The organism is Collinsella sp. AM09-41 (assembly GCF_003473245.1).
Taxonomy (GTDB): Bacteria; Actinomycetota; Coriobacteriia; order Coriobacteriales; family Coriobacteriaceae; genus Collinsella.
In genome coordinates this window covers 1-23,132 of sequence record NZ_QRMJ01000011.1, presented here as the reverse complement: position 1 = coordinate 23,132, position 23,132 = coordinate 1, and the positions used below count along the sequence as shown (strand labels likewise).

Here is a 23,132-nt window from a genome sequence, read left to right as displayed (position 1 = left end):
CGAGTTTCCCACTGAGCGACTCTGCTTGCAGCCGGAGCGAAGGGGGAAACTCGGCCCCCTCCGCCCCGGCCGGCCAGGTCAACTACACCGTGTGCTGCGGCAGGTCCTGCAGGGCGATGACGTCCATGCCCATGTCGTTGGCGCTGCCGTGACCCTGCTGGTCCTCGCGCACGGCCTCGATGGCGCTCACGTACGTGTTGGCGGCAGACATCGCCGTCACGCAGGTCACGCCGCGGCGCACGGCCTCAGTACGCAGCAGGTAGCCATCGCCACGCGAGCCCGGACCGTACGGCGTGTTGATGATTACCGCAATCTTGCCATCGGCGATGAGGTCGCCGATGTTGGGGCACTCGCCGTCGTGCGGGCCGCTGATCTTCTCCACGACTTCGCACGTCACGTTGCCGCCGCGCAGCACGCGCGCCGTACCCTCGGTGGAGCAGATGTCAAAGCCCAGGTAGCGCAGGATGCGGGCGACCGAAAGGATATGGCGCTTGTCGCGGTCGCACACGCTGATGAATACCTTGCCGGCACTGGGGTCGGGCAGCTTGTAGTCGATCGCCAGCTGCGTCTTGGCGTATGCCTCGGGATAGCTCTTGGCGATACCCATGACCTCGCCCGTCGACTTCATCTCGGGCCCCAGGATAACGTCGGCGCCCGGGAAACGACCCCAGGGCATAACGGCTTCCTTCATGCAGAACCAATCGAGCTGACGCTCGTCGCTCGGCAGGCCCAGGCTGGCGATGGAATCGCCTGCCATGATACGCGCCGCGCACTTGGCCAGCGGCACGCCGGTGGCCTTGGAGATGAACGGCACGGTACGGCTGGCACGCGGGTTGGCCTCGATCACGTAGACGGTCTCGCCCTTGATGGCATACTGCACGTTGACCAGGCCGCGTACGCCCAGCGCCATCGCGATGCGGCGTGTGGTCTCGCGAAGCTTCGTCTGCAGGCTCTCGCTAAAGCTAAACGGTGGGATGCAGGTCGCAGAGTCGCCGGAGTGAATACCGGCCTCCTCAATATGTTCCAGGATGCCGCCGATGTATACCTCTTCGCCATCGCACAGGGCGTCGACATCGGACTCAATCGCACCCTCCAGGAAGCGGTCCAGATACACTGGGTAGTCGGGGCTAATGCGCGCGGCCTCGGCCATGTAATCGCGCAGATGCTCGGCATCGTAGGCGATCATCATGCCGCGGCCGCCCAGCACATAGCTCGGGCGCACCAGCAGCGGATAGCCGATGTGCGCGGCCACGGCCTCGGCCTCCTCAAACGAGGTGGCCTGGCCCGCCGGCGGGTACATGATGCCCAGCTTGTCGAGCAGAGCGGCGAAGCGCTCGCGGTCCTCGGCAAAGTCGATGGCATCGGGCTTGGTGCCCATAATGTTCACGCCGCTCTCCTCGAGCATGCGCGCCAGCTTAAGCGGAGTCTGGCCGCCGAGCGTCACCACGACACCGTCGGGGCGCTCGACATCGATAACGTCCATGACGTCCTCGTAGGTGAGCGGCTCAAAGTACAAGCGGTCCGAGGTGTCGTAGTCAGTCGAAACGGTCTCGGGGTTGCAGTTGACCATGATGGTCTCGAAGCCGCGAGCCGCCAGTGCGTAGCTCGCGTGCACGCAGCAGTAATCGAACTCGATACCTTGGCCAATGCGGTTGGGGCCGGCGCCCAGGATCATCGCCTTGGGCTTGTCCGCCGGCGTGGTCTCGTCGGGAGCCACGCACTTCTTGGCATCCGGGCTCGTGCGGTAGATGTTCTCGTACGTCTTGTAGTGGTACTCCGTGGCGCTCGAGAACTCCGCAGCGCAGGTGTCGACCGTCTTCATGCTGGGGACCACGCCAAGACCCTTGCGGTAAGCGCGCACAAAGCGCTCATCGGAGCCAGTCAGCGCAGCGATCTCGGCGTCGCTCGTGCCGTACTGCTTGAGCAGGCGCATCGCGTCGGCGTCAATGTCCTCCACACGCAGGCCGCGAATGCTCTCCTGGACCTGCACCATGTCGTTGATGCGGTTGAGGTACCACGGATCGATACCGCAGATGGCATGGATACGCGCAACATCCCAGCCACGACGCAGGGCCTCGACCACAAAGAAGATGCGGTGCTCAGTCGGGGTTGCCACGGCCTGAGCGAGCTCCTCGTCGCTCAGCTTGTCGGCACCCTCCTTGCCACCGGCGCAGATACCCTGGTGACCGTCCTCCAGCGAACGCATGGCCTTGCCGAAGGCCTCCTCAAAGGTGCGGCCGATCGCCATAATCTCGCCCACGGCCTTCATGCGCGTGGTGAGCGTGGGGTCGGTACCCTTGAACTTCTCGAAGGCAAAGCGCGGCACCTTGACCACGCAGTAGTCAATCGTGGGCTCAAAGCAGGCAGGCGTTGCCTTGGTGATGTCGTTGACGATCTCGTCGAGCGTGTAGCCCACGGCCAGGCGCGCGGCGGCCTTGGCGATGGGGAAACCCGTGGCCTTGGAGGCCAACGCGGACGAACGGCTCACGCGCGGGTTCATCTCGATGACGATCAAGCGACCGGTGTTGGGGTTCACGGCAAACTGCACGTTGGAGCCACCGGTCTCGACGCCGATCTTCTCCAGAATGGCGAGCGAGGCCACGCGCATGCGCTGATACTCAAGGTCGGAGAGCGTCTGCGCCGGCGCCACGGTGATGGAGTCGCCGGTATGCACGCCCATGGGGTCGAGATTCTCGATGGAGCACACGATGATGCCGTTGCCGGCGTGGTCGCGCATGACCTCCATCTCATACTCTTTCCAGCCCTCGATGGACTCCTCGACCAGCACCTCGTGGGCAGGCGAGAGCTCCAGGCCCTGGCTCACGATGGAAACGAGCTCCTCGTGGGTGTGAGCGATGCCGCCGCCGGCACCGCCGAGGGTAAAGCTCGGGCGCAGTACGCAGGGATAGCCCACGCGCTCGGCGATGGCCTCGGCGTCGGCCACGCTGTAAGCATAGCCCGAGCGCGCGACCTCCAGGCCAATCTCGGCCATGGCCTCGTTAAAGAGCTTGCGGTCCTCGCCGCGCTCGATAGCGGCCAGATCGCAGCCGATCATCTCGACGCCGTACTTGTCCAGTGTGCCGTCTTTCGCCAGCTCGACGGCGGCGTTCAGACCGGTCTGGCCGCCCAGCGTGGGCAGCAGCGCGTCCGGGCGCTCCTTTTTGATCACGCGCTCGATAAACTCGGCGGTGATGGGCTCGACATAGGTGCGGTCGGCCAAGCCCGGGTCGGTCATGATGGTCGCCGGGTTGGAGTTGACCAGGATGACCTCAAAGCCATCCTCCTTGAGTACCTTGCAGGCCTGGGCGCCGGAGTAGTCGAACTCGCAGGCCTGGCCAATAACGATGGGGCCCGAACCAATAACGAGGATGCGCTTGATGTCAGTACGTTTCGGCATGTTAGTTCTCCTCGGTCGCAGCGTTCTCGGACTCGGCGAAATTCCAGCCGGCGAGGCGGTCCTTCGCGGTGTCGATGTCCAGGTAGTTCTCCTCGCCGTCCATGAGTCGCGTAAAGGCGGTAAAGAGATAGTGGGCATCGGTGGGGCCAGGCGAAGCCTCGGGGTGGTACTGGACCGAGAAACACGGGGCGTCGAGCAGCTGGATGCCCTCGGCGGTGCCGTCGTTGAGGTTCACATGTGTCAGGCGAATGCGACCAAAGCGCTCGTTCATCACGACCGGCGCGATGCCGCGACGCACCCAGGCGCGCAGGTCGCCATCGGCCGCATGCTCGGTTTCGCCGCCGGAAAGCTCCGGAATCAGTTTGCCCAGACTGGGGAACAGCAGACCAAAGCCGTGGTTTTGCGCGGTGATCTCCACGCGACGGCTCACCAGATTCATAACCGGCTGGTTACCGCCACGGTGACCGAATTTAAGCTTTTCCATTTGGGCGCCGCAGGCCAGGCTGATCATCTGGTGACCGAGGCAAATGCCAAAGACCGGCACCTTGCCGATCAGCTGCTGTACCTGCTCATAGGTCTCCACCACGGCATCGGGGTCGCCGGGGCCGTTGGACAAAAAGACGCCATCGGGATTCATGTCGAGCACCTGCTGGGCGGGCGTATCCCACGGCACGACGGTGAGATCGCAGCCGGCACGGACCAGGCCCTCCAGAATACCGCGCTTCACACCGCAGTCGTAGGCGACCACTTTGTGACGGGCAGGAGCGGCAGCCGCAAGCGCAAAGTCATGCGTGGCAGGCAGGTCGGCAGCCACAAACTCGTGAGGCGCGGGGCAACTTACGGTCTTGACCAGGTTCTCGCCTACCAGCGTGGGCGCAGCGGACAAGCGCTCGGCAAGCTCGTCGACGTCGAAGATCTCGGTCGAGATAATGCCCATCTTGGAACCATTGTCGCGCAGATGGCGCACCAGAGCGCGGGTGTCGATACCCTCGATAGCGACGATGCCGTGAGCGCGCAGGTACTCCGGCACGCTGACGGCCGAGCGCCAGTTAGAAGGCGTGGCGCACATATCGCGAACGATCATGCCGCGCATAGCCGGAGCGCTCGCAGGGCGCACGGCGTCGCCGGGGAAGGCCGACTGGACATCGGTCTCGTCGATACCGTAATTGCCGATCTGCGGATAGGTCATGGTTACAATTTGGCCGGCATAACTCGGGTCGGTCATGACCTCAAAGTAGCCCTCGAGCGAGGTGTTGAAGCAGACTTCGCCGGTCGCGGTGCCCTCGGCGCCGCATGCACGTCCATAAAAAATGGTCCCATCCTCAAGATACAGGATACAGGGACCGCAGGTGCCCTTGCTGGTTTTGGCCAGCATACGCTGGCAAAGCTCGCTGGGCGCGAAGGTGCGGGCGGCAGCGCCCGCGGTATGGTTGTTCGCCATAATTCTCCTTCCCGGTCTCACAGGACCGGCTTAAAGGTGTGTAGTTAGGCCTCGCGGTATTGTAACCGCAAGCATGCCTCATGGCGTTAATTTCATCGAAATGTTTACGAAATGATAATTATGACTTTCTATGCATAATGATTATTTAATCCCCGTCCCAGAAAAATTATCCCGCGTGGGCTTGTGGCTCACGCGGGATAATGGCCTCTTACTTTTGCTTGTCCTGTTCCAGCAGATCGGACGGTGAGCGATCGGGCTTGCCGCCGCGGAAAATCTCGCGGCCATGCAGACGATGCTCCAGGTCACGTTCGGCCTTTTCCTCGTCAATCTTGGTCTGGCTCACCACCGGGTCCTCGATCAGCGACGAAACCGAGTTCACCTGTTTTTGAATGCGCTCGGCAATGGTGTCGTCCATGCTTACGATGCGCATCTTCCAGTCGATACTCGTGGCGTTGGATGAGCTCTTGGTCCACACAAACGTCAAAATGGCGCTCTGATGACCCCGCGCGGGAAACATGCCAAAGAAGGAATCGTGCTGAATGTTGCTATCCTCGTCGATATAGGCGTGAACGTTATACACCACGCGGTCGATCTTATCGTTGAGCAGCGCGTTGGTCGCAAGCGCAGCGGCCTGAATCTGCCCGTTGGACAGCAGCTCGAGCTCGTTGGCAGACGATGTGTCCAACACCGTCACCTCGACCGTGCCCGTACGCTCATCAGCTTCATCGACGGTAAAGTCGAGCGGGAACTGCGTAAAGCCGTTGCCCCACTCAAGGCCGCCCTTCAGCGCCGTCGAAACGGTATCCACCGAAACGCTCTCGGACAGGTTGGCGGTGTTCAGGCGTCGCATCACGCCGTAGCCAATCTGCATGCCCACAATCAGCACCAAGATGCCAATGACCACGGCCATGGCAGTCTTCGTAATGGTATGGCTCACCTGCGAGCCCGAAGGGTCGTCCTCGGACAGCGGGTCGATATGTTTTGCCTGGCTCGCGCGGTCCTCGCTGCGCAGCTGCGCTAGCGCCGCTTTGTCACCGCGCTTGGCCGCAGCCTCCTTCTCACGCATGCGCTCGGTGCGCTTTTTGGCAAGCGTGGGATCCAAGACACCGGATGCATCGATTTCGGAGAATAACTCCGTCACTTCTTCCGGAGTCAAAGGGTTCTTGTCAGCCATAAACTTCCTGTCATATCAATCAGTCGAGCTCGTGCGCACGCGCACCTTCGAACTGCATTCGATAGTAACGGGCATAGGTGCCGCCACGGGCGAGAAGCTCCTCGTGCGTGCCACGCTCCACAACGCGACCATGCTCAACGGTCGCAATCTCATCGGCATGCTTAATGGTCGAAAGACGGTGGGCGATGATAATCGTGGTGCGGCCGCGTGCCAGCTCTTCGAGCGACTCCTGCACCGCCTCCTCGCTCTCGTTATCCAAAGCACTCGTCGCCTCATCCAAAATAAGGATCTTGGGGTTCTTGAGAAACACGCGCGCGATGGCAACACGCTGCTTCTGTCCGCCCGAAAGACGGCTGCCGCGCTCGCCCACGACCGTGTCATAGCCCTGTGGAAGCGACTCGATAAAGGCATCGATGTTGGCGCGACGGGCGGCCTCGGCGATCTCTTCAGCCGTAGCGCCCGGCTTGCCATAGGCGATGTTCTCGCCAATCGTACCGTCAAATAGATAGACATCCTGCTGCACCAGGCCGATGGCGCGGCGCAGGCTCTGCTGCGTCACATCGCGCACGTCCTGGCCGTCGATGCTAATGGATCCGGTAGCCACGTCATAAAAGCGCGGCAGCAGCGAACAGGTCGTGGACTTGCCGCCGCCCGAAGGGCCAACCAAAGCGATGGTCTGCCCGGGCTTGATGGACAGGTCCATATGGTCGATAACGGGACGCTCGTCGGCATCGCCCTCGCCCAGCTCAACATCCTCGTAGTTAAAGCACACATCGTGATAATCCACGGCGCCGGCGGTCACCTGCAGATCCGTGGCGCCCGGCTTGTCCTGGATATCCGGCGCGGTCGAGAGCACCTCGTCCATGCGCTTAAAGCCGGCGATGGCCTTCTGATACGTTTCGGCCGAATTGACGAGCGTCTCGAGCGGCGTGCAGAACAGCGAAATATAGAGTGCAAAGGTCGCCATATCGACCGCCTGCAGCTGACCCTGGGCGACCAGCCAGCCGCCCAGCAGTACCACGATCACATAGAGCACACCCGAGAGCAGGCCATACGTCGCAGTATAGACGCCCATGGCGTGATACATGTTTTCCTTGGACGAAAGGTAGCGATTGTTGGAGGCGCGGAACTTGAAGCGTTCGGTCTCCTCATTGGCAAAGCTCTTGACCACGCGCATGCCCGCCAGCGAATCCTGCAGCTGCGCATTGATGCCGCTGATCTTTTTGCGGTTGTCGCTAAAGACCTCGCGCATGCGCATGTTCTGCCAAAACATGATGACCGCAAACGCTGCTGTCACCACAGCCATGGCGAGCGCCAGCACCGGGGCGATGGTAAAGAGGATCACAAACGAGCCGATAATCTCGATGCCGCAGATGATGATCCACTCGGGCACGTGGTGCGCCGCCTCGCAGATATCGAACAGGTCGTTGACCACGCGGCTCATCATGTCGCCCGAGCTGTTGCGATCGAAGTACGCAAAACTAAAGCGCTCGTACTGGTCGAACAGGTCCTCGCGCATCTTGGACTCCATGCGCGCGCCCATCACGTGGCCCCAATAGCTCACAAAATAGCGGCAGGCGCAGCGGACGGCATACATCAGCACCAAGCCCACCGCGATCATGCCGAGCGCCTGCATAATGGCAGCCTGACCCTGAGTAAATAGCCCACCGGTCAAATTGCGCAAGATAATGGGAAACGCCAGGTCAATGGCGGCAAGTACCAGAGCACAAACAGTATCAGCAACAAAAAGCCCCATCTGGGGCTTGTAATACGAAAGAAACCTCTTAAACATAGTCACCTTACGCGGTTTTACCAAACCGCGTTTCGTCTCGACGCTGCAAGTGCTCCATTTGGACAATCTGGCCTTCAATCGTCGGTCGCGTATATCCATACGCTTCCCTCCTTTTTTAGGCCACCTTGTCTCAAATGGAGCACTTTCGCTGACTTACACAAACCTGCGAGGTCATAGCCCCCGCACCAATAACGTTGGCAAAATGACCCCCAGGTCGCCCCACTCGTTAAAGCTCCGCTCCACCAAGTCGATGCGCGATGCTATCGCAGGCCAAGGCGCCCACGACGGTCTTGGCGTCTTCGATCTTGCCGTCGAGCACGGCGTCGATCAGCTCGTGCAGCGGCACCAGGTCAACGTTGACAAACTCGTCATCGTCGGGGTTGGGCGCATCAAACTCCAGCTTGGTAGCCAAGTAGATGTGAATGATCTCGTCGCAAAAACCGCAGGACGTGACAATCGACGTCAAAAAGCGAATGCGACCGGCCCTAAAGCCCGTCTCCTCGTGTAGCTCGCGCTTAGCGCAATCGAGTGGGTCCTCGCCCGGGTCGAGCTTGCCGGCGGGAATCTCGACCGTCACGCGGTCGATGGCGGTGCGGTACTGACGCACCAGTACGATCTTGCCGCTCTCGGTCAGCGCCACAACGGCCGCCGCACCCGGATGGCGAACGATATCGCGGGCACTGCGGCGACCGTTGGGCAGCTCAACCTCAAGACGGTGGACGTCGAGGATCTTGCCCTTCCAGGCGCACTCCTCCGAAAGAATCTTCTCGTGCAGCAGAGCGTCATGCGGGTCGTCATCCCCCAGCACCAGCACCGGCTCGTCAGCGACCTCGCCGCCCGGCTCGCCCTCGGCGTGCCCATACATGCGGCTGTCCTCTTCAACGATCTGCGCATCCACGAGCTCTTCGCTCTTCTCGTCCATCCGTCTCATTCCTCTCGGATTTTAGGCATCCCAGGCGTCGCGGCCGCGCAGCGCGCGCAGGCCAATATCGTGACGCAGAGTCTTGCCCTCAAAATCAATCTTCTCGCAGGCCTCGTAGGCAAGGTTGCGAGCGTTCTCGAACGTGTCGCCCAGCGCGGTCACGGCGAGCACGCGGCCACCATTGGTCACGAGCTGGCCGTCCACCATGGCAGTGCCCGCGTGGTACACGGTCACGTTCTCCATGGCCTCGGCGTCGGCGATGCCGGTGATGACCTTGCCCTTCTCGTAGCTGCCGGGATAGCCCGCGCTCGTCAGGACAACGGCCACAGCCCACTCGTCACGCCAGTCGAGCTCAATCTGATCGAGCTCGCAGTTGGCGCAGGCGAGCATGACCTCAACCAGGTCGTTCTTAAGGCGCGGCAGCACGACCTGCGTCTCGGGGTCGCCAAAGCGGGCATTGAACTCCAGCACCTTGGGGCCGGCAGGCGTGAGCATAAAGCCGCCATACAGGCAGCCGCGGTAGTCGATGCCCTCGGCAGCAAGCTCGGCAACGGTCTGCTCCATGACCGCCACCATGGTGGCGTGTTCCTCGTCGGTCACGATGGGCACCGGGCTGTAGACGCCCATGCCGCCGGTGTTGGGGCCCTTGTCGCCCTCGAGGGCGCGCTTGTGGTCCTGCGAGGTGGCCATGGGGCGCACGGTCTTGCCGTCGGTAAAGGCGAGCAGCGAGCACTCGGGACCAACGAGCATCTCCTCGATAACCACGGTGTTGCCGGCATCGCCAAAGGTGCCGCCAAAGCACTCGCGCACGGCCTCCTCGGCCTGCTCAAGTTCGGTCGCCACGATAACTCCCTTGCCCGCGGCAAGGCCGTCGGCCTTCACGACCAGCGGAGCGCCCTGCTCGCGCACGTAGGCGAGAGCCGAAGCCTCGTCGGTAAACGAACCATAGGCTGCCGTCGGGATACCGGCGCGCTCCATGAGCTGCTTGGAGAACAGCTTGGAACCCTCCATCTGGGCACCCTCGGCACCCGGGCCAAAGCAGGGAATACCTGCCGCGCGCACGGCGTCGGCCACGCCCGCCACGAGCGGAGCCTCGGGGCCAATTACCACGAGTCCGCATCCGTGGCTCTGCGCAAACGCCGCCACGGCCGCAGGATCGCAGTCGTCGAGAACAACGTTCTCGCCGCAGCTCGCGGTGCCGCCGTTACCCGGCGCGATGTAGAGCTTGCCGGCGCGCGGTGATGCTGCGAGCTTAGCTGCCAAAGCATGCTCGCGGCCGCCGCTGCCCAACAACAGGATGTCGGTGGTTTGAGTGTCCGCCTTCAAGGGTGCCTCCTCTATGGATGAATGGCTCGCTCCGCGCGAGCCCTTTGCAAGCAAATATACCCCTCGGCCGCCCGCTTGGGCTGCAAAGGGGTATATCGCAATAACCAAATAGTCCCGATTACTTCCAGAATCGGTTGATAATCTGCTCGCGACCGGCGCCAACGCCAATGAACGTCACGCGGGTGTGTGCCAGATCCTCGATAAACGCCACGTAGTCCTGAGCCTCCTGCGGCAACTCGTCAAAGCTGCGGCAACCGGTAATGTCGCACTTCCAGCCGGGAAGCTCCTCGTAGATGGGCTTGGCATGCTCAAAGCGCACCTGATGCTCGGGCACGCTGGTGTAGCGCTCGCCATCGACGTCGTAAGCCACGCACACCTTGATGGTGTCGAAGGCCGAAAGCACGTCGAGCTTGGTCAGGGCGATATCGGTGAGGCCGTTGACGCGCGAGGCGTAGTTGGCGATGGGGCCGTCGAACCAGCCGCAGCGACGACGGCGACCGGTGGTCACGCCGTACTCATAGCCCTCCTCGGTCAGCGTGTGGCCGGCCTCGGACTCGTAGGAAAGCTCGGTGGGCATGGGGCCCGAACCGACACGGGTGATATAGGCCTTCATGACGCCCAGCACGCGGTCAACGTTCTTCATGCCCACGCCGGAGCCGGTGATGGCGCCGCCGGCGGTGCAGTTGGAAGACGTCACGTACGGATAGGTGCCGTGGTCGATGTCGAGCAGCGTCGCCTGGGCGCCCTCAAACAGCAGGTCCTTGCCCTCATCGATCATGTTGTTGAGCAGCAGGCTCGTCTCGGTGATGTAGGGACGCAGGCGCTCGGCCATGGGCAGGTACTCGTCGCAAATCTGGTCCACGGTGTAGGTGGGCAGGTTGTAGATGAGCTCGAGCTCGGGGTTCACGCGGGCGAGAGCGGTCTCCAGCTTGTCGCGGAACAGTGCCTCGTCCAGCATGTCCTGCATGCGCAGGCCGATGCGGGCCATCTTGTCCTGGTAGCACGGACCGATGCCGCGCTTGGTGGTACCGATGTTCTTCTTGCCGAGCTTCTGCTCAAAGGCGCCATCCAGATCGATGTGGTACGGCATGATGACATGCGCGTTGCCGCTGATCTTGAGATTCTTGGTGGTGATGCCGTCGGCCTCGAACATGTCGATCTCCTCAAGGACAACCTTGGGGTTGACGACGCAGCCGTTACCGATCACCGACACGTGGTCGGAATACATGATGCCGGAGGGCACCTGGTGCAGGCCGTACTTCTTGCCGTTGACGACGATGGTGTGACCGGCGTTGTTGCCGCCCGAGTAGCGCACGACAGCATCGAAGTCGCCGGCGACCAGGTCGCAAATCTTACCCTTGCCCTCATCGCCCCACTGGGCACCGACCAAAACGGTTGACGGCATGTTTACTCCTTACATTCATGGACTGTCTACGCGCCACGCCGGCACGCAGAAGCACAAAACATTCCCAGTATACCCGTGCAACGGGCGCCTGTCCTACTCCTCGGCATGTGCCCCATCAAGCTCATAGAACTTGGTGGATGCCGGCAGGAACATCAGGTCGACGTCGCCGATCGGGCCCGAACGGTTCTTGGCCACGACGATACGCGTAACGCCCTCGTCGGGTCGATCGTCGCGCGAGGCTTCGGCCTCGTCGGCGGAGCGGTCCAAGAACATAACGATATCGGCGTCCTGCTCGATGGAGCCCGATTCACGAAGGTCGGAAAGCTGCGGGCGCTTGCCGGTACGGGATTCGACCTGACGCGAGAGCTGCGACAGCGCGATGAGCGGGATCTTGAGCTCCTTGGCCATGATCTTCAGACCACGCGACATCTCGGAGACCTCGACGGTACGGCTCTCGGAGCGGCGTCCCGGCGGAGGACTCACCAGCTGCAGGTAGTCCAAGATGATGATGGCCTTCTCCTTGTTGTGGAGCATGCGGCGGCTCTTGGCGCGGATCTCGGTCACCGTGGTGCCGGGCGTATCGTCAATCAGAATATCGAGCTTGGACAAGGTCTGCGTGGCCTCGTTGATATTTGCCCACTGCTCGGGGCTAATGCGGCCCATGCGGAAGTCACTGATCGAGATCATGGCGTAGGCGCAAATCAGACGCTGGGCAATTTCCTTGCCCGACATCTCCAGAGAGAAGAAGCCAACGGTATAACCGGCAGCGGCAGCGTTGAGCGCCAGATTCAGGGCGAACGACGTCTTACCCACGGCAGGACGGGCGCCGATGATGATGAGCTGGCCCTCGCGGAAACCCATGAGCATGCGATCGAGCGACGGGAAGCCCGTGGGCACGCCCGCCGCCTGGCCACCGGCCTGGCACACTTCCTCGGCCTCGTTATAGGCCTCGACCATAAACTCGGTCAGCGTCTTGTAGCTCGACTTGACCTCGCGCGCCGTGACCTTGAGCAGCTTGCTCTCGGCCAGCTCCACGACCTCTTTGGTATCGGTGGGAGCGTTATAGGCCAGCGCGTTGATCTCGTTGGTGGCGCCGATCAGCTCACGCAGCATCGAATCGCGGCGAACGATGGCGGCATGGTGCTGCCAGTTGACGAGCGACAGGGTCTGACCCATCAACTCCAAAATGTAGGCCTCGCCGCCCACGGCATCAAGCTTGTTGATGCTTCGCAGGTAATCGATCAGCGAGATGGAGTCGATGGGAATGCGGCTGTTGTACATATCGACCATCGCGGTATAGATGGTCTTATGAATGGGCCGGTAGAAGTCATCGGGCTGCAGCTCGACCTGGGCCTCTTCGACTACCTCGGGCGATAGCAGCATAGCGGCCAGTACATTGGCCTCTGCATCTTGGTTTTGGGGAAGACCCAACTTTGAGCCGCGGTCCTCAACCGTCAGCCCGGTCTCCCTATCGTCGTATGCCATGAGCATCCTCATTCATATCGCTTGCGAGCATCCATAGTATCAGCCACGGTCCCAAAACGCGCCGCGCGCCGCCAATCATCACCGAACCAAACGGATGAACGGTCCTGTGTATAGGACTTCGACGCAGCGTTCACCATGACACTCACTCAGCGCAAATAAAACAAAAGGGCGCCCTGGTTTCCCAGAGCGCCCTTCTTAGAACAAGATTGTTGCGTTGCAGCAAATGCTACTCGGCAGCAGCCTCAGTCTCGACCTCGGCGGTCTCGGCCTCGGCGACCTCAGCGGCCTCCTCGACCTCAGCCTCGGCAGCGAGCTCCTCGGCGGTAACGCCGACGAGAACGACAACCTCGGCCTTGATCTCGCGGTACAGCGAGATGGCAACGGTGTGGGCACCGGCAACCTTGATGGGCTTACCGAGCTCGACGCGCTTGCGGTCGATGTCCATACCGAGCTGAGCCTTGATGGCGTCAGCGATCATAGCGGCGGTAACGGAGCCAAAGAGGATGCCCTCGTCGCCGACCTTGACGTCAACGGTGACCGTCTTGCCCTCGAAGGCAGCCTTGGTCTCGTTGGCGGTAGCCAGACGGACGGCCTCGCGCTTGGCGATGTTGTTGCGACGCTCGTCAAGCTGCTTGAGGTTGCCCTTGGTGGCGGCAACAGCGAGCTTCTTGGGGAACAGGAAGTTCTCAGCGTAACCCTGAGCGACCTCTACGACGTCACCCTCGCCGCCCTTGCCCTTGATCTCATCGAGAAGAATAACCTTCATGATGCGTCTCCCTTCTTAGCCGCGGTCGCGGTTGCCACGAGAGGAAACCACGGGGACGGTGTACGGCAGGAGAGCCATCTCGCGGGCGCGCTTGATGGCGTTGGCGATGTCATGCTGATGCTGCGTGCAAGCGCCAGTGACGCGACGGGGCTTGATCTTGCCACGGTCGGTCATGTACTTACGGAGAAGCTGAGTGTCCTTATAGTCGATGAACTCAGTGTTCTCCTTGCAGAACTGGCAGTACTTACGACGCGGCTGACGTGCAGAAAAATCATTAGCCATGTCAAAATACCTTTCGTTTGGCAACTTCGGCGAACCGAAGCCGCCTCTCACTCAAAAATAGGTGAACAACCCTTAGAACGGGATGTCCTCATCGTAGACGTCGACCGCGGGCGGCGTGGCCACCGGTGCGGCAGGACGTGCTGCGGGCGCGGGAGCTGCGGGGGCGTAACCGCCCTGATCGTAGCCACCCTGGCCACCACGGGAGCTCATAAACTCGATCTCATCGACGATGACCTCAAGCTTGCTCCGGCGCTGGCCGTCGCGCTCCCAAGAGCTGTAGCGCAGCTTGCCCTCGATCGCGACCTTGTTTCCCTTTGCCAGGAAACGGCTCACGGCCTCGGCGCGGGTGCCGAACATAGTGCAGTCGACAAAGTTGGGATAGTCCTCCCACTCGCCAGTCTGCGCGTTGCGGCGACGATCGTTCACGGCGACGCCAAAGGACAGAACCTGGGTTCCGCCGGCGGTGGCGCGCAGCTCGGGATCGCGGGTGAGGTTACCGGTGATGTTCACTCGATTGATGCTCATAACTCACTACTTCCTCTTGGGGCACAAGCCCAGTCCAAAACGACAGTCTTACTCCTGGTCGTCGCGACGGACGATCATGTGGCGGACCACAGCGTCGGTGATGCGCAGGACGCGATCAAGCTCGGCGATCTGGGTAGGATCTGCGTGGAAGTTGATGAGGGTGTAGTCACCATCGGTGAGGTCGTTGATCTCGTAGGCGAGCTTGCGCTTGCCCCACTCGTCAACGGAGTCGACCTTGCCAGCGCCCTCAGCGATCGTGGTATCGATACGCTTCATAACAGCGAGACGAGTCTCGGGGTCGAGCGACGGGTCAACAAAGAACAGCAGTTCATAAGCCTTCATATTGTCACCTCCTCTGGGCAAATGTGGCTTCAGGTCGTGAAGGTGCGCCTGAAGCAGGAAAAGACTTGGTAATAATATCTTTCAACCTCCTAGGCTGCAAGAATATGCAGCTACAACCTCATGACCTCCACATATGCCCATACTCACACGACGTTTCATGCGCATTCCAACCAAATGCTGACCAAAAGCTTGACGGATCTGTTGACAAGATACGGTGCCGTGGGGACAAGCTGAGCCAAGCCGCAGGTCAACGGGCACAAGGCTGTGGTCGCAAAATGCATACCAGTGGCCCACAGCACCACCCAAAGATTTTTAAATTCATTGCCAAGTCGCTTATGAATACCCTTTTTTGAACAATTGAGTTGATCAACCACGCTGGTCGGAAGCCGTTTTTTGGCACCTCAAGCCCCACTGCAGCGCCAAGCACGGCCAAGCGTTTTAAAAAATGCCAACTTTTCTGTTTGCACTTTGCGATTCCTCGTGTATACTGACTTTCGCATTTAACGGAGAGTTGTCCGAGTGGCCGAAGGAGCACGATTGGAAATCGTGTAGGCGTCAAAAGCGTCTCCAGGGTTCAAATCCCTGACTCTCCGCCAGTTAATTCCAAAGCAGGCCTTCGAGCCTGCTTTGTTTTTACCCCACGCGGAGGGGTGGCAGAGTGGTTGAATGCGGCGGTCTCGAAAACCGTTTGGCCTGTATAAGGTCACGAGGGTTCGAATCCCTCCTCCTCCGCCATTTTGGTTGAGAAAGCTCCCAACAACGGGAGCTTTTTTGTTTAGAGCCCCTTACAAGCAAATATGGCGGAGGAGGAGGGATTCGAACCCGCCCTTCCCTCAAAAACATGTACGTCAGCCTCCAAAACCGACATTTTTCGACATCTTTGAAGGCTGACGTACACGTTTGGATTGAGCTCACGGGAGTGGCACTATTCGGAAGGCGCCTCTTCGTCTCGCATACCTTTCCAGTTGCGGATAAGAGCCTTGCGTAGTTCGTTTTGCTCTCGCTGGTGCCCGGTGTCGGTACAGCGAGGCATGCCGAGTGCTTCGCGAATGTTGTTCATGGCGCGGTGAAAGGCGAGTTGGCTGCCGAACTGAGCCGAAGTGAGCGTAACGATTCGATATCCCATTTGGGAGAGAACGGCCTCTCGCTCCGCATCTGCTCCTTTGCGCTCGAACTCATCGTGAAAACCGCCCTTATATTCGATACCGAGCTCCCTGCGCTTGTAGGTAACGAGCGCATCGATTTTAAGTGTTCGAGCTTTGGCGCAATGCCAGAGACGTTGAGGGATCTCGAGTGGTTTGTTGAGTTCGATACCTCGGATGCCAACGCCGCCTTCGCTTGTTGGGAGTGAGAGGGCGATTGCCGAAGCGGTCTCCATAGGCGAGGCCGAGCGATCGTAGATATGCCTGAGCGCGAGCCGTGCACGTGTGGCACCGGGTTTGCCGGGATGCCGATCGAGCAGTTCGATTATTTCATCCTTGGAGGTGGTGGCTGGTTGCTCGGTATAAGGGTCGGCGGGATTGAGCCTCATGCGATAATCGCCGCAAACTTCATAGCCATATTCGAGATATTCGATCCTATCCATCCACTCGGCAGCGAGCACGAAGGTGAAGGCTTCGTCGGTGATGAAGATTCCGGGCGTCAACTCGTTAATATGCTCGTAGGGAAGATTTTGTCCGAGAATGTGGCAGACGACGCCTTTGGTACGAATTCGCTCAAATTCGAATACAACCGCGATATCGATAGTCTTAAGCATATCGGACGGAATGCCACAGTCGGTAAGGGCCTGTCGTATGCGCGCAGCACGTTGCTGGGTGGAGATGCCTTGTGCGCCTATCTGGTAGTCGTGCCGCGCAAGAGACTGAACCAAATTCTGGGGTGCATGATGAACAAGCCATGCGGTTTTATGCGAAATGAGAACAGGGGTATCCATTGAGGGCCTCTCGCTCTGAGCCGGTATCCAACTCTTATGTCCGTTGAAGTGGGGAAATATACCGGATGTGAGTAAATCAACTCACTCATGCTGTGAGCTCAATCCAAACATGTACGTCAGCCTCCAAAGATGTCGAAAAATGTCGTTTTTGGAGGGTGACGTACATGTTCTGGACCCCTGGCATTCCAGCAACGCCATGCCCCCACCCGGTCCCGACCGTTTACCGAGCAATGGGGTCGCCACGCCCGCCAACCATGTACTATGTACGGGCATTGTTCAAACCCGAGAATCAAAGGACCTCATCTTGCCCGTCGTCGCCGCTATGACTGTTACTTCACACGCCTCGGATGCCATGGTCGCTATCCCATTTTGGCTCGAGATGTTCGCCGTTGTCGCGGCATCGATCTCGGGCGTGCTGGTCGCTCGCGAGCACAAGCTCGACCTGGTGGGCGCGGTCGCGCTCGCGGTGGTCTGCGGTCTGGGCGGCGGTCTTTTGCGCGATATGACGCTCCAGGTCGGCAACGTCTACATCCTCAACCAGCCCATGGCACTACCGCTCTCCATCGCCACAGCCGCCATCATCTATATCTTCCCGGCAATCGTCGATAAGCCCGAAAAACTCATTCCCCTGCTCGACATCATCTCGGTCGGCATCTATGCAGCAACCGGCGCGGACAAGGCGTTGGTGTACGGATTTGCGCCCGCCGTATGTATCATGATGGGCTTCTTTACCGCCGTGGGCGGCGGCATGCTGCGCGACGGCTTTATGGGCGTGGTCCCGGGCATTTTCCAACGCACCAACTTCTATGCCATCGCGGCCATCGCCGGATCGGCAAGCTATGTAGCCCTCGTCATGAGCGGCCTCATGAGCAATGTTGCCGCGCTGGTCGTATGCGTTGTGGTGACCATGGGGCTGCGCTGGCTATCACTGCGCTTTGACATTAAAAGCCCTACCGAGGAAGACATCGCGCGCTTTTTGCACCGTAAAAAGTAGGTAGCACAGCACAACCCCTCGAAATGCAACCGAGAGATTCTTTTAGAGCGCCCGCGCGGTGGGTACCCTGTTAGATACCTGTCGAGTATCTAACGAAGGATTCACTATGCCTTGCAACCAAGTACCGTCGATCCGGCGCCACAAAGCGCAGGCCCGCATCACCATCCTATTCGCGCTGATTGCGCTCGCGCTCACCGCACTTCCCACGGTGTCGTTCGCCGGCACCGACACCGCGGGAAACGTGCTCGCAACCGAAGTTGACTCAACTCCGTCCGGTATCGAAGGCGACCTGTACTGGGCCGGCCAAAGTCTCAACCTAGACGACGCCTCCATCGGCCGCGATATTATCGCGGCTGGTGAGAACCTGTCGATTCGCGATTGCACCGTAGGCGGCGCCGTTCGTCTGGCGGCACGCACCATCGATATCGCCAAAACCGCAATCGATGGCAGCGTCACGGTGGCCGGCCAGCACGTCGTGCTCAACACCGGCAGCACCGCCAACTGTTTTTACGCGGCGGGCGAAACGGTCGCCCTGCGCGGCTCCGCCAAATCGGCGGCGCTTGCCGGCGACACCGTTACCATCGACGGCACCGTCGATGGCAATGTTGAAGTCTGGGCCGACAAGCTCATCCTGGGTAAAAACGCCCGCATCACCGGCACGGTGAACGCCCACGTCTCACAGGACCCCGAGCGGGCCGAGGGCGCCCAGGTTGGAGCCCTCAAGATCGACCGGACCGAGAACGAGAACACCTCTACGGTCAACGACATGATCGGCGGCATCGTTGCCGCAGCGCTTTCCACCTGCTTTGTCGCTATCCTGCTTGAGCTTGTCTTTCCGCGCGCAACCGCCAGCGCCGCCGGCATGCTCCATCAGCATCCCATGCCACTGTGGGTAAGTGGCCTTCTGGGCACGGTCGCCATCGCTCCCGCCGTCCTGCTGCTTATCATCTCGATTGCAGGCCTGTCGCTCGCCGGAGCCCTCATGTGCAGCATCATCGGCATCGCTTTGGTCTCGGCGGCATTTACGGGTACCGCGATCGCACGCATGGTCGGACACAACCAAAACCGCTTCGCCATGGCCGCCGCGGGCGGTATCGTCGCGGGCGCGCTCACGGCACTTCCTCTTATGGGCAACTTTGTCAGCGGCGTAGCCTTCGTCTTCACGCTCGGCTACGTCATCCAAATCATTTGGCACAACGCCCACCTCAAGCCGCAGCAGCCGGCTAACACGCCAGGCCTTCCCACCGCCTAACCACCAACCACCACAAAGGGGACAGGCACCTTTGTGGTGGCGTAGGCCGCCTCAATCCCCATGCACCAAAAAGGGCGCCGACCATTGCGGTCGACGCCCTTTCTCATTAAAGCTATAAAGCCCGGCGCTTATTTGTTGACCTGGCCGGCGCGGACGGCAGCCTTCTTGCGGTCGGTGGCATTGAGCAGACGCTTGCGCAGGCGGATGTTCTTGGGAGTAATCTCGACCAGCTCGTCGTCGGCGATGTACTCCAGCGCCTCCTCCAGCGAGAAGGTGCGAGGCGGCACCAGCTGGACGGAGATATCGGAGGTCGAGGAACGCTGGTTGCCCAGGTTCTTGGTACGGGCGATGTTGACGACCATGTCGCCGGCCTTGCTGCGCTCGCCCACGATCATGCCCTCGTAGCACTCGGTGCCCGGCTCAACAAACAGCTGGCCGCGCTCCTGCAGCGTACCCAGAGCGTAGGCGACGGCCTTCTCGGTGGTCATGGAGATCATGGCGCCGTTCTGACGGTTGCCGATCTCGCCGGCGTAGGGGCCATACTCCAAGAAGGTGTGGTAGAACACGCCCTCGCCGTGGGTGACGTTCATGATGCGGTTCTTAAGGCCCATGATGCCGCGGGTCGGGATCTTAAACTCGAGGTGCGTCACGATGCCCGAGGTATCCATGCTCGTCATGATGCCGCCGGAGGTACCGAAGACCTCAACGACCTTGCCCGAGTACTCGTCCGGGCACTCGACGACGGCCTGCTCGACGGGCTCCATCTTGTTGCCGTTCTCGTCCTTCTTAAACAGAACGCGAGGACGGCCAACCTGGAACTCAAAGCCCTCGCGACGCATGGACTCCATCAGAACGGACAGGTGCAGGATGCCGCGACCCGAGACCTCGACGCCGCTCTTGTCCTCGAGCTCCTCGATCTTCATGGTTACGTTGTTCTCGGCCTCGTTGAACAGGCGCTCCTTGAGCTGACGGGCGCCCACGATGTCGCCGTCGCGACCGACGAGCGGGGAGGTCGAAGCCTCAAAGACGATGGACAGGGTCGGCGGGTCGATCTCGATGGGCTCGAGCTCGACGGGGTTCTCGGGATCGGTGTAGACATCGCCGATATCGGTGCGGTCGATGCCCACGACGGCGGCGATGTCACCGGCGCCGACTTCCTGGCACTCGGTGCGGCCCAGGTAGTCGAAGGTAAAGAGCTGCTTGACGGTAGCGGTAGCGCTGGAGCCGTCGTTCTTGACGACCAGGATCTGATCGCCCTGATGGATGGTGCCGGAGTACACGCGACCGATGCCGATGCGGCCAACGAAGTTGGAGTGGTCAATGGTCACGCACTGCATGGCCAGCGGGGCGTTCTCGTCAACCTCGGGAGCGGGCATGTCGTCGATGATCATATCGAGCAGCGGATACATGTCCATGTTGCCGTCGTTGGGATCGAGGCGGGCAAAGCCATTCATGGCGCTGGCGTAGACCACGTGCTCCATGGCGAACTCGAGCTGGTCGTCGGTGGCACCCAAGTCGGCCATGAGGTCCAGGCAGTCGTTGTAGGCCTTCTCGGGGTTGGCGCCCGGACGATCGATCTTGTTGATGACGATCATGATCTTGAGGCCGGTGTCGATAGCGTGACGCAGCACGAAACGGGTCTGGGGCATGGGGCCCTCAAAAGCGTCGACCAGCAGCAGGGCGCCGTCGGCCATACGCAGCACGCGCTCGACCTCGCCGCCAAAGTCGGCGTGGCCCGGGGTGTCGATGACGTTGATCTTGACGTCCTTGTACTCGATAGAGATGTTCTTGGCGAGAATCGTGATGCCGCGCTCGCGCTCCTGGTCGTTAGAGTCCAGGACGCGGTCCTCGACCTGCTGGTTGGCACGGAAGGCGTCCGTGGCACGCAGGAGCTTGTCGACCATCGTCGTCTTGCCGTGGTCGACGTGGGCGATGATGGCGATGTTCCTCAGATTGTCTACGCGCATGTAGTTCCCCTATCTTCTATCCATATACAAACGGCACGCGTATGCGGCCCGCCCAGCGATACAACGCTCAGCGGGAATATTGAGCCTTTTACCGAAAACTCGTTTATTTTAGCGATTTTAGATGAGAGGGGTTTCCTCACCTGCAGGTTCAGGGTCGCTCCACATAAAACCATCGCCGGCGCCCATGCCCTCATACAGCACATATGCCGAAAAACCGCTCTCGAGCGTAGTCTCAAAGAAGCTCACGAGCAGAGCGTCGTGGTAGCCTCCGTCAATCTCGACGCAGCCGGTATAGCCAATGGCATAGCGGGCGATACGGCCCAGACCCTCGTCCTTAAGACCCATCTTATGCTCGGAGATAAAGTTGGTGGCCGCCTCGAGGCACGCCTCTTCGCCATCTTCGTCGAGTGCGGCCAGATAACGGTTGGAAGCGGCGTCCTCAATTGCCACAACCACGCCCGGGTTCTCGCCCGCGGCCAGGTCGTCCAAGAACGCACCAATCAGGTCACACACCATGGCGTCGAGCTCGGCGGAGACGTTAGCGGCGTCCTGCATATCCTGTGCCATCTTTAGACCTTCCCATCGAGTCCGGCGTCGTTACAGTTCTTGTGCCTCGGCAGCAATCTTGGCGGCAGCGTCGCGGGCGCGCATCATATCCATCGCGCGCTTGTCGAGTACCTTGATCTGGTTGGTCAGCATTACCGCATCGACCACACCCCAGATCACGAGGCCCGTAGAGATCGAAAACCCAAGCGCACCAACTGTACCACGAAGGCGCGAGCAGATAGCCGCGACAAGGGCGGAGACGACAACCATCTTGATAAACGAGCCGCGGCGCTCGCGAAGCGTGCGGGCCTGCGTCACATAGGCAATGCGTGCCGCCTCAGAAGCCTCCGAGCGCATCTGGGCCTCGCGCGCAATGGCCGCCGCCTCAGCCGACATACCGCCGGCCATCAGCGAACACTCCGCAACTCTGCCGCCCCGCATTTAGAAGTCATCGGGGGAGAGCGTATGGACGAACTCGTCGAACTTCTCGAACTCCTGCTCGTCGTCGACATCCTCGGCGTGGGTAGAAACAGTGCCCAAGCGATTCATGATGTCGTCCTCCACAAACATGGGAGCATTGCTGCGCACGGCAAGGGCAATGGCGTCACTGGGGCGGGCGTCGATCTTGCGCTCCTCGCCATCGACCAGTACGACGATCGTCGCGTAGAACACCGGCGGCTCGGCGCGAACGATCTCGATGCGCTCGAGTTTGGCACCCAGGGCGTCAACGGTATCGAGCAGCAGGTCATGGGTAATCGGGCGCTCGGCGCGGCCGCTATCGATGCCGCGGCTGATGGCAGCAGCTTCAAACGAACCAGTCTGAATGGAAAGGGAACGCAGCGGCGCGGGCGAGTCCGATTTGCTGCTGCGCTCACGAAGCACGATAAGCGATGGCACGGGACCGGCGGCCATGACGATGGTCTCTATGTCGACACGAACCATGGAACACCTCCGGTACGTAGCGGTTAACACGCGGCAGCCCGCCGCATTGAATAGCTATACTACCCAAACTTTCGCACAGCACACAAAATCAAAGTAGTCTTTTTGGGACGGGGCTCTTTTGACTACTCCAGCAGGTAAGAAAAAAGCCCCGAGGAAACCCTCGAGGCTCTTCACAGTTTTGATGGTGGACCTGACAAGATTCGAACTTGTGACCTCCCGGTTATCAGCCGGACGCTCTAACCAACTGAGCTACAGGTCCATCATGGTGGAGGTTAGGGGGATCGAACCCCTGACCTCAGGCTTGCAAAGCCCGCGCTCTCCCAGCTGAGCTAAACCCCCACGGAGACAGTAATAAACACCCCAGCGGCGACTCGGCTCTCGCTGGGGTGTTTATTGCGAAAGAAAGTGGTGGACCTGACAAGATTCGAACTTGTGACCTCCCGGTTATCAGCCGGACGCTCTAACCAACTGAGCTACAGGTCCATCGCGCAAGGGATATATTAGACGAGTCGTTACGCGCGCGTCAACAACTTTTTTGAAAATCTTTGAGGGGTGTCGGCCCCGGCTGCCCGGCGGCATGCGAAGTCGCCTGCTCGGACAGTCCTGCTCGCACGGAGAGCACATTAAGTGCTCTCCGGCTC

Annotated in this window: 19 protein-coding genes and 5 tRNA genes; 4 read left to right on the top strand and 20 right to left on the bottom strand. The window is 60.5% G+C overall.

Going from position 1 to position 23,132, the window contains the following annotated elements; translation table 11 throughout:
- Positions 1-82 precede the first annotated feature (82 nt).
- The 12 genes from carB to rpsF form a co-directional block, all read right to left on the bottom strand.
- A complete protein-coding gene (carB, locus tag DW112_RS09360) occupies positions 83-3,397 on the bottom strand; it encodes a carbamoyl-phosphate synthase large subunit (protein ID WP_118328831.1) in 3,315 nt (1,104 codons plus the stop codon).
- A gap of 1 nt (position 3,398) precedes the next feature.
- Positions 3,399-4,838: a glutamine-hydrolyzing carbamoyl-phosphate synthase small subunit gene (gene carA, locus DW112_RS09355; protein WP_118065898.1), complete on the bottom strand. Its 1,440-nt coding sequence runs from the start codon at positions 4,836-4,838 to the stop codon at positions 3,399-3,401.
- A gap of 208 nt (positions 4,839-5,046) precedes the next feature.
- On the bottom strand, positions 5,047-6,012 hold the full coding sequence (locus DW112_RS09350; RefSeq protein WP_117564028.1) for a hypothetical protein: 966 nt from the start codon (positions 6,010-6,012) through the stop codon (positions 5,047-5,049).
- A 19-nt stretch (positions 6,013-6,031) separates the two neighbouring features.
- Positions 6,032-7,804: an ABC transporter ATP-binding protein gene (locus DW112_RS09345; RefSeq protein WP_118328830.1), complete on the bottom strand. Its 1,773-nt coding sequence runs from the start codon at positions 7,802-7,804 to the stop codon at positions 6,032-6,034.
- Between the two features lie 226 nt (positions 7,805-8,030).
- Entirely contained in the window at positions 8,031-8,726 is a 696-nt protein-coding gene (locus DW112_RS09340; RefSeq protein WP_199585368.1) for an NUDIX domain-containing protein, read from the bottom strand.
- Positions 8,727-8,747: 21 nt separating this feature from the next.
- Positions 8,748-10,052 carry a phosphoribosylamine--glycine ligase gene (gene purD / locus DW112_RS09335; protein ID WP_118328829.1) on the bottom strand — a complete coding sequence of 435 codons (1,305 nt, stop codon included), beginning with the start codon at positions 10,050-10,052 and terminating at the stop codon, positions 8,748-8,750.
- Between the two features lie 118 nt (positions 10,053-10,170).
- Positions 10,171-11,457 (bottom strand): adenylosuccinate synthase, encoded by a 1,287-nt coding sequence (locus DW112_RS09330; protein WP_055251352.1) that lies wholly within the window; start codon positions 11,455-11,457, stop codon positions 10,171-10,173.
- Between the two features lie 93 nt (positions 11,458-11,550).
- The gene (dnaB, locus tag DW112_RS09325; RefSeq protein WP_006235827.1) at positions 11,551-12,948 is read right to left on the bottom strand and encodes a replicative DNA helicase; all 1,398 of its coding nucleotides are present in this window, start codon (positions 12,946-12,948) and stop codon (positions 11,551-11,553) included.
- 220 nt (positions 12,949-13,168) lie between these two features.
- Positions 13,169-13,708: a 50S ribosomal protein L9 gene (gene rplI, locus DW112_RS09320; protein ID WP_022094073.1), complete on the bottom strand. Its 540-nt coding sequence runs from the start codon at positions 13,706-13,708 to the stop codon at positions 13,169-13,171.
- Positions 13,709-13,723: 15 nt separating this feature from the next.
- Positions 13,724-13,990, bottom strand: coding sequence for a 30S ribosomal protein S18 (gene rpsR / locus DW112_RS09315; RefSeq protein WP_006235829.1), 267 nt, complete (start codon positions 13,988-13,990; stop codon positions 13,724-13,726).
- Between the two features lie 72 nt (positions 13,991-14,062).
- Positions 14,063-14,515: a single-stranded DNA-binding protein gene (locus DW112_RS09310; protein WP_006235830.1), complete on the bottom strand. Its 453-nt coding sequence runs from the start codon at positions 14,513-14,515 to the stop codon at positions 14,063-14,065.
- A gap of 48 nt (positions 14,516-14,563) precedes the next feature.
- Positions 14,564-14,857, bottom strand: coding sequence for a 30S ribosomal protein S6 (gene rpsF / locus DW112_RS09305; RefSeq protein WP_006235831.1), 294 nt, complete (start codon positions 14,855-14,857; stop codon positions 14,564-14,566).
- A 505-nt stretch (positions 14,858-15,362) separates the two neighbouring features.
- Here rpsF and DW112_RS09300 point away from each other — a divergent pair.
- Positions 15,363-15,453 (top strand) — tRNA-Ser (locus DW112_RS09300).
- Positions 15,454-15,501: 48 nt separating this feature from the next.
- A tRNA-Ser gene (locus DW112_RS09295) sits at positions 15,502-15,592 on the top strand.
- Positions 15,593-15,782: 190 nt separating this feature from the next.
- On the opposite strand, the gene DW112_RS09910 is transcribed toward DW112_RS09295, so the two are convergent.
- On the bottom strand, positions 15,783-16,790 hold the full coding sequence (locus tag DW112_RS09910; protein WP_147351847.1) for a hypothetical protein: 1,008 nt from the start codon (positions 16,788-16,790) through the stop codon (positions 15,783-15,785).
- A gap of 304 nt (positions 16,791-17,094) precedes the next feature.
- On the opposite strand from DW112_RS09910, the gene DW112_RS09275 reads away from it, so the two are divergent.
- Positions 17,095-17,784: a trimeric intracellular cation channel family protein gene (locus tag DW112_RS09275; RefSeq protein WP_233539158.1), complete on the top strand. Its 690-nt coding sequence runs from the start codon at positions 17,095-17,097 to the stop codon at positions 17,782-17,784.
- Positions 17,785-17,890: 106 nt separating this feature from the next.
- Positions 17,891-19,036: a polymer-forming cytoskeletal protein gene (locus DW112_RS09270; protein WP_118328826.1), complete on the top strand. Its 1,146-nt coding sequence runs from the start codon at positions 17,891-17,893 to the stop codon at positions 19,034-19,036.
- Positions 19,037-19,164: 128 nt separating this feature from the next.
- Here the strand turns inward: DW112_RS09270 and typA are convergent, their stop codons facing one another.
- The 7 genes from typA to DW112_RS09235 form a co-directional block, all read right to left on the bottom strand.
- Complete coding sequence (typA, locus tag DW112_RS09265) at positions 19,165-21,003, bottom strand: translational GTPase TypA (RefSeq protein WP_006235837.1); 1,839 nt, start codon at positions 21,001-21,003, stop codon at positions 19,165-19,167.
- 117 nt (positions 21,004-21,120) lie between these two features.
- Positions 21,121-21,570 (bottom strand): hypothetical protein, encoded by a 450-nt coding sequence (locus DW112_RS09260; RefSeq protein ID WP_117790677.1) that lies wholly within the window; start codon positions 21,568-21,570, stop codon positions 21,121-21,123.
- A 30-nt stretch (positions 21,571-21,600) separates the two neighbouring features.
- Positions 21,601-21,957, bottom strand: a complete 357-nt coding sequence (locus DW112_RS09255) for a hypothetical protein (protein ID WP_117735835.1) — start codon at positions 21,955-21,957, stop codon at positions 21,601-21,603.
- Between the two features lie 33 nt (positions 21,958-21,990).
- Positions 21,991-22,491 (bottom strand): bifunctional nuclease family protein, encoded by a 501-nt coding sequence (locus DW112_RS09250; protein ID WP_117564020.1) that lies wholly within the window; start codon positions 22,489-22,491, stop codon positions 21,991-21,993.
- Between the two features lie 182 nt (positions 22,492-22,673).
- Positions 22,674-22,750, bottom strand: a tRNA-Ile gene (locus tag DW112_RS09245).
- Positions 22,751-22,754: 4 nt separating this feature from the next.
- Positions 22,755-22,830 (bottom strand) — tRNA-Ala (locus tag DW112_RS09240).
- A gap of 67 nt (positions 22,831-22,897) precedes the next feature.
- Positions 22,898-22,974, bottom strand: a tRNA-Ile gene (locus tag DW112_RS09235).
- Positions 22,975-23,132: the final 158 nt, after the last annotated feature.

Bases quoted from the DNA above. Each gene is read 5' to 3' on its own strand.
- carB (WP_118328831.1), bottom strand. From the start codon at position 3,397: ATGCCGAAACGTACTGACATCAAGCGCATCCTCGTTATTGGTTCGGGC.
- carA (WP_118065898.1), bottom strand. From the start codon at position 4,838: ATGGCGAACAACCATACCGCGGGCGCTGCCGCCCGCACCTTCGCGCCC.
- DW112_RS09350 (WP_117564028.1), bottom strand. From the start codon at position 6,012: ATGGCTGACAAGAACCCTTTGACTCCGGAAGAAGTGACGGAGTTATTC.
- DW112_RS09345 (WP_118328830.1), bottom strand. From the start codon at position 7,804: ATGTTTAAGAGGTTTCTTTCGTATTACAAGCCCCAGATGGGGCTTTTT.
- DW112_RS09340 (WP_199585368.1), bottom strand. From the start codon at position 8,726: ATGGACGAGAAGAGCGAAGAGCTCGTGGATGCGCAGATCGTTGAAGAG.
- DW112_RS09330 (WP_055251352.1), bottom strand. From the start codon at position 11,457: ATGCCGTCAACCGTTTTGGTCGGTGCCCAGTGGGGCGATGAGGGCAAG.
- dnaB (WP_006235827.1), bottom strand. From the start codon at position 12,948: ATGCTCATGGCATACGACGATAGGGAGACCGGGCTGACGGTTGAGGAC.
- rplI (WP_022094073.1), bottom strand. From the start codon at position 13,708: ATGAAGGTTATTCTTCTCGATGAGATCAAGGGCAAGGGCGGCGAGGGT.
- rpsR (WP_006235829.1), bottom strand. From the start codon at position 13,990: ATGGCTAATGATTTTTCTGCACGTCAGCCGCGTCGTAAGTACTGCCAG.
- DW112_RS09310 (WP_006235830.1), bottom strand. From the start codon at position 14,515: ATGAGCATCAATCGAGTGAACATCACCGGTAACCTCACCCGCGATCCC.
- rpsF (WP_006235831.1), bottom strand. From the start codon at position 14,857: ATGAAGGCTTATGAACTGCTGTTCTTTGTTGACCCGTCGCTCGACCCC.
- DW112_RS09910 (WP_147351847.1), bottom strand. From the start codon at position 16,790: ATGGATACCCCTGTTCTCATTTCGCATAAAACCGCATGGCTTGTTCAT.
- DW112_RS09270 (WP_118328826.1), top strand. From the start codon at position 17,891: ATGCCTTGCAACCAAGTACCGTCGATCCGGCGCCACAAAGCGCAGGCC.
- typA (WP_006235837.1), bottom strand. From the start codon at position 21,003: ATGCGCGTAGACAATCTGAGGAACATCGCCATCATCGCCCACGTCGAC.
- DW112_RS09260 (WP_117790677.1), bottom strand. From the start codon at position 21,570: ATGGCACAGGATATGCAGGACGCCGCTAACGTCTCCGCCGAGCTCGAC.
- DW112_RS09255 (WP_117735835.1), bottom strand. From the start codon at position 21,957: ATGGCCGGCGGTATGTCGGCTGAGGCGGCGGCCATTGCGCGCGAGGCC.
- DW112_RS09250 (WP_117564020.1), bottom strand. From the start codon at position 22,491: ATGGTTCGTGTCGACATAGAGACCATCGTCATGGCCGCCGGTCCCGTG.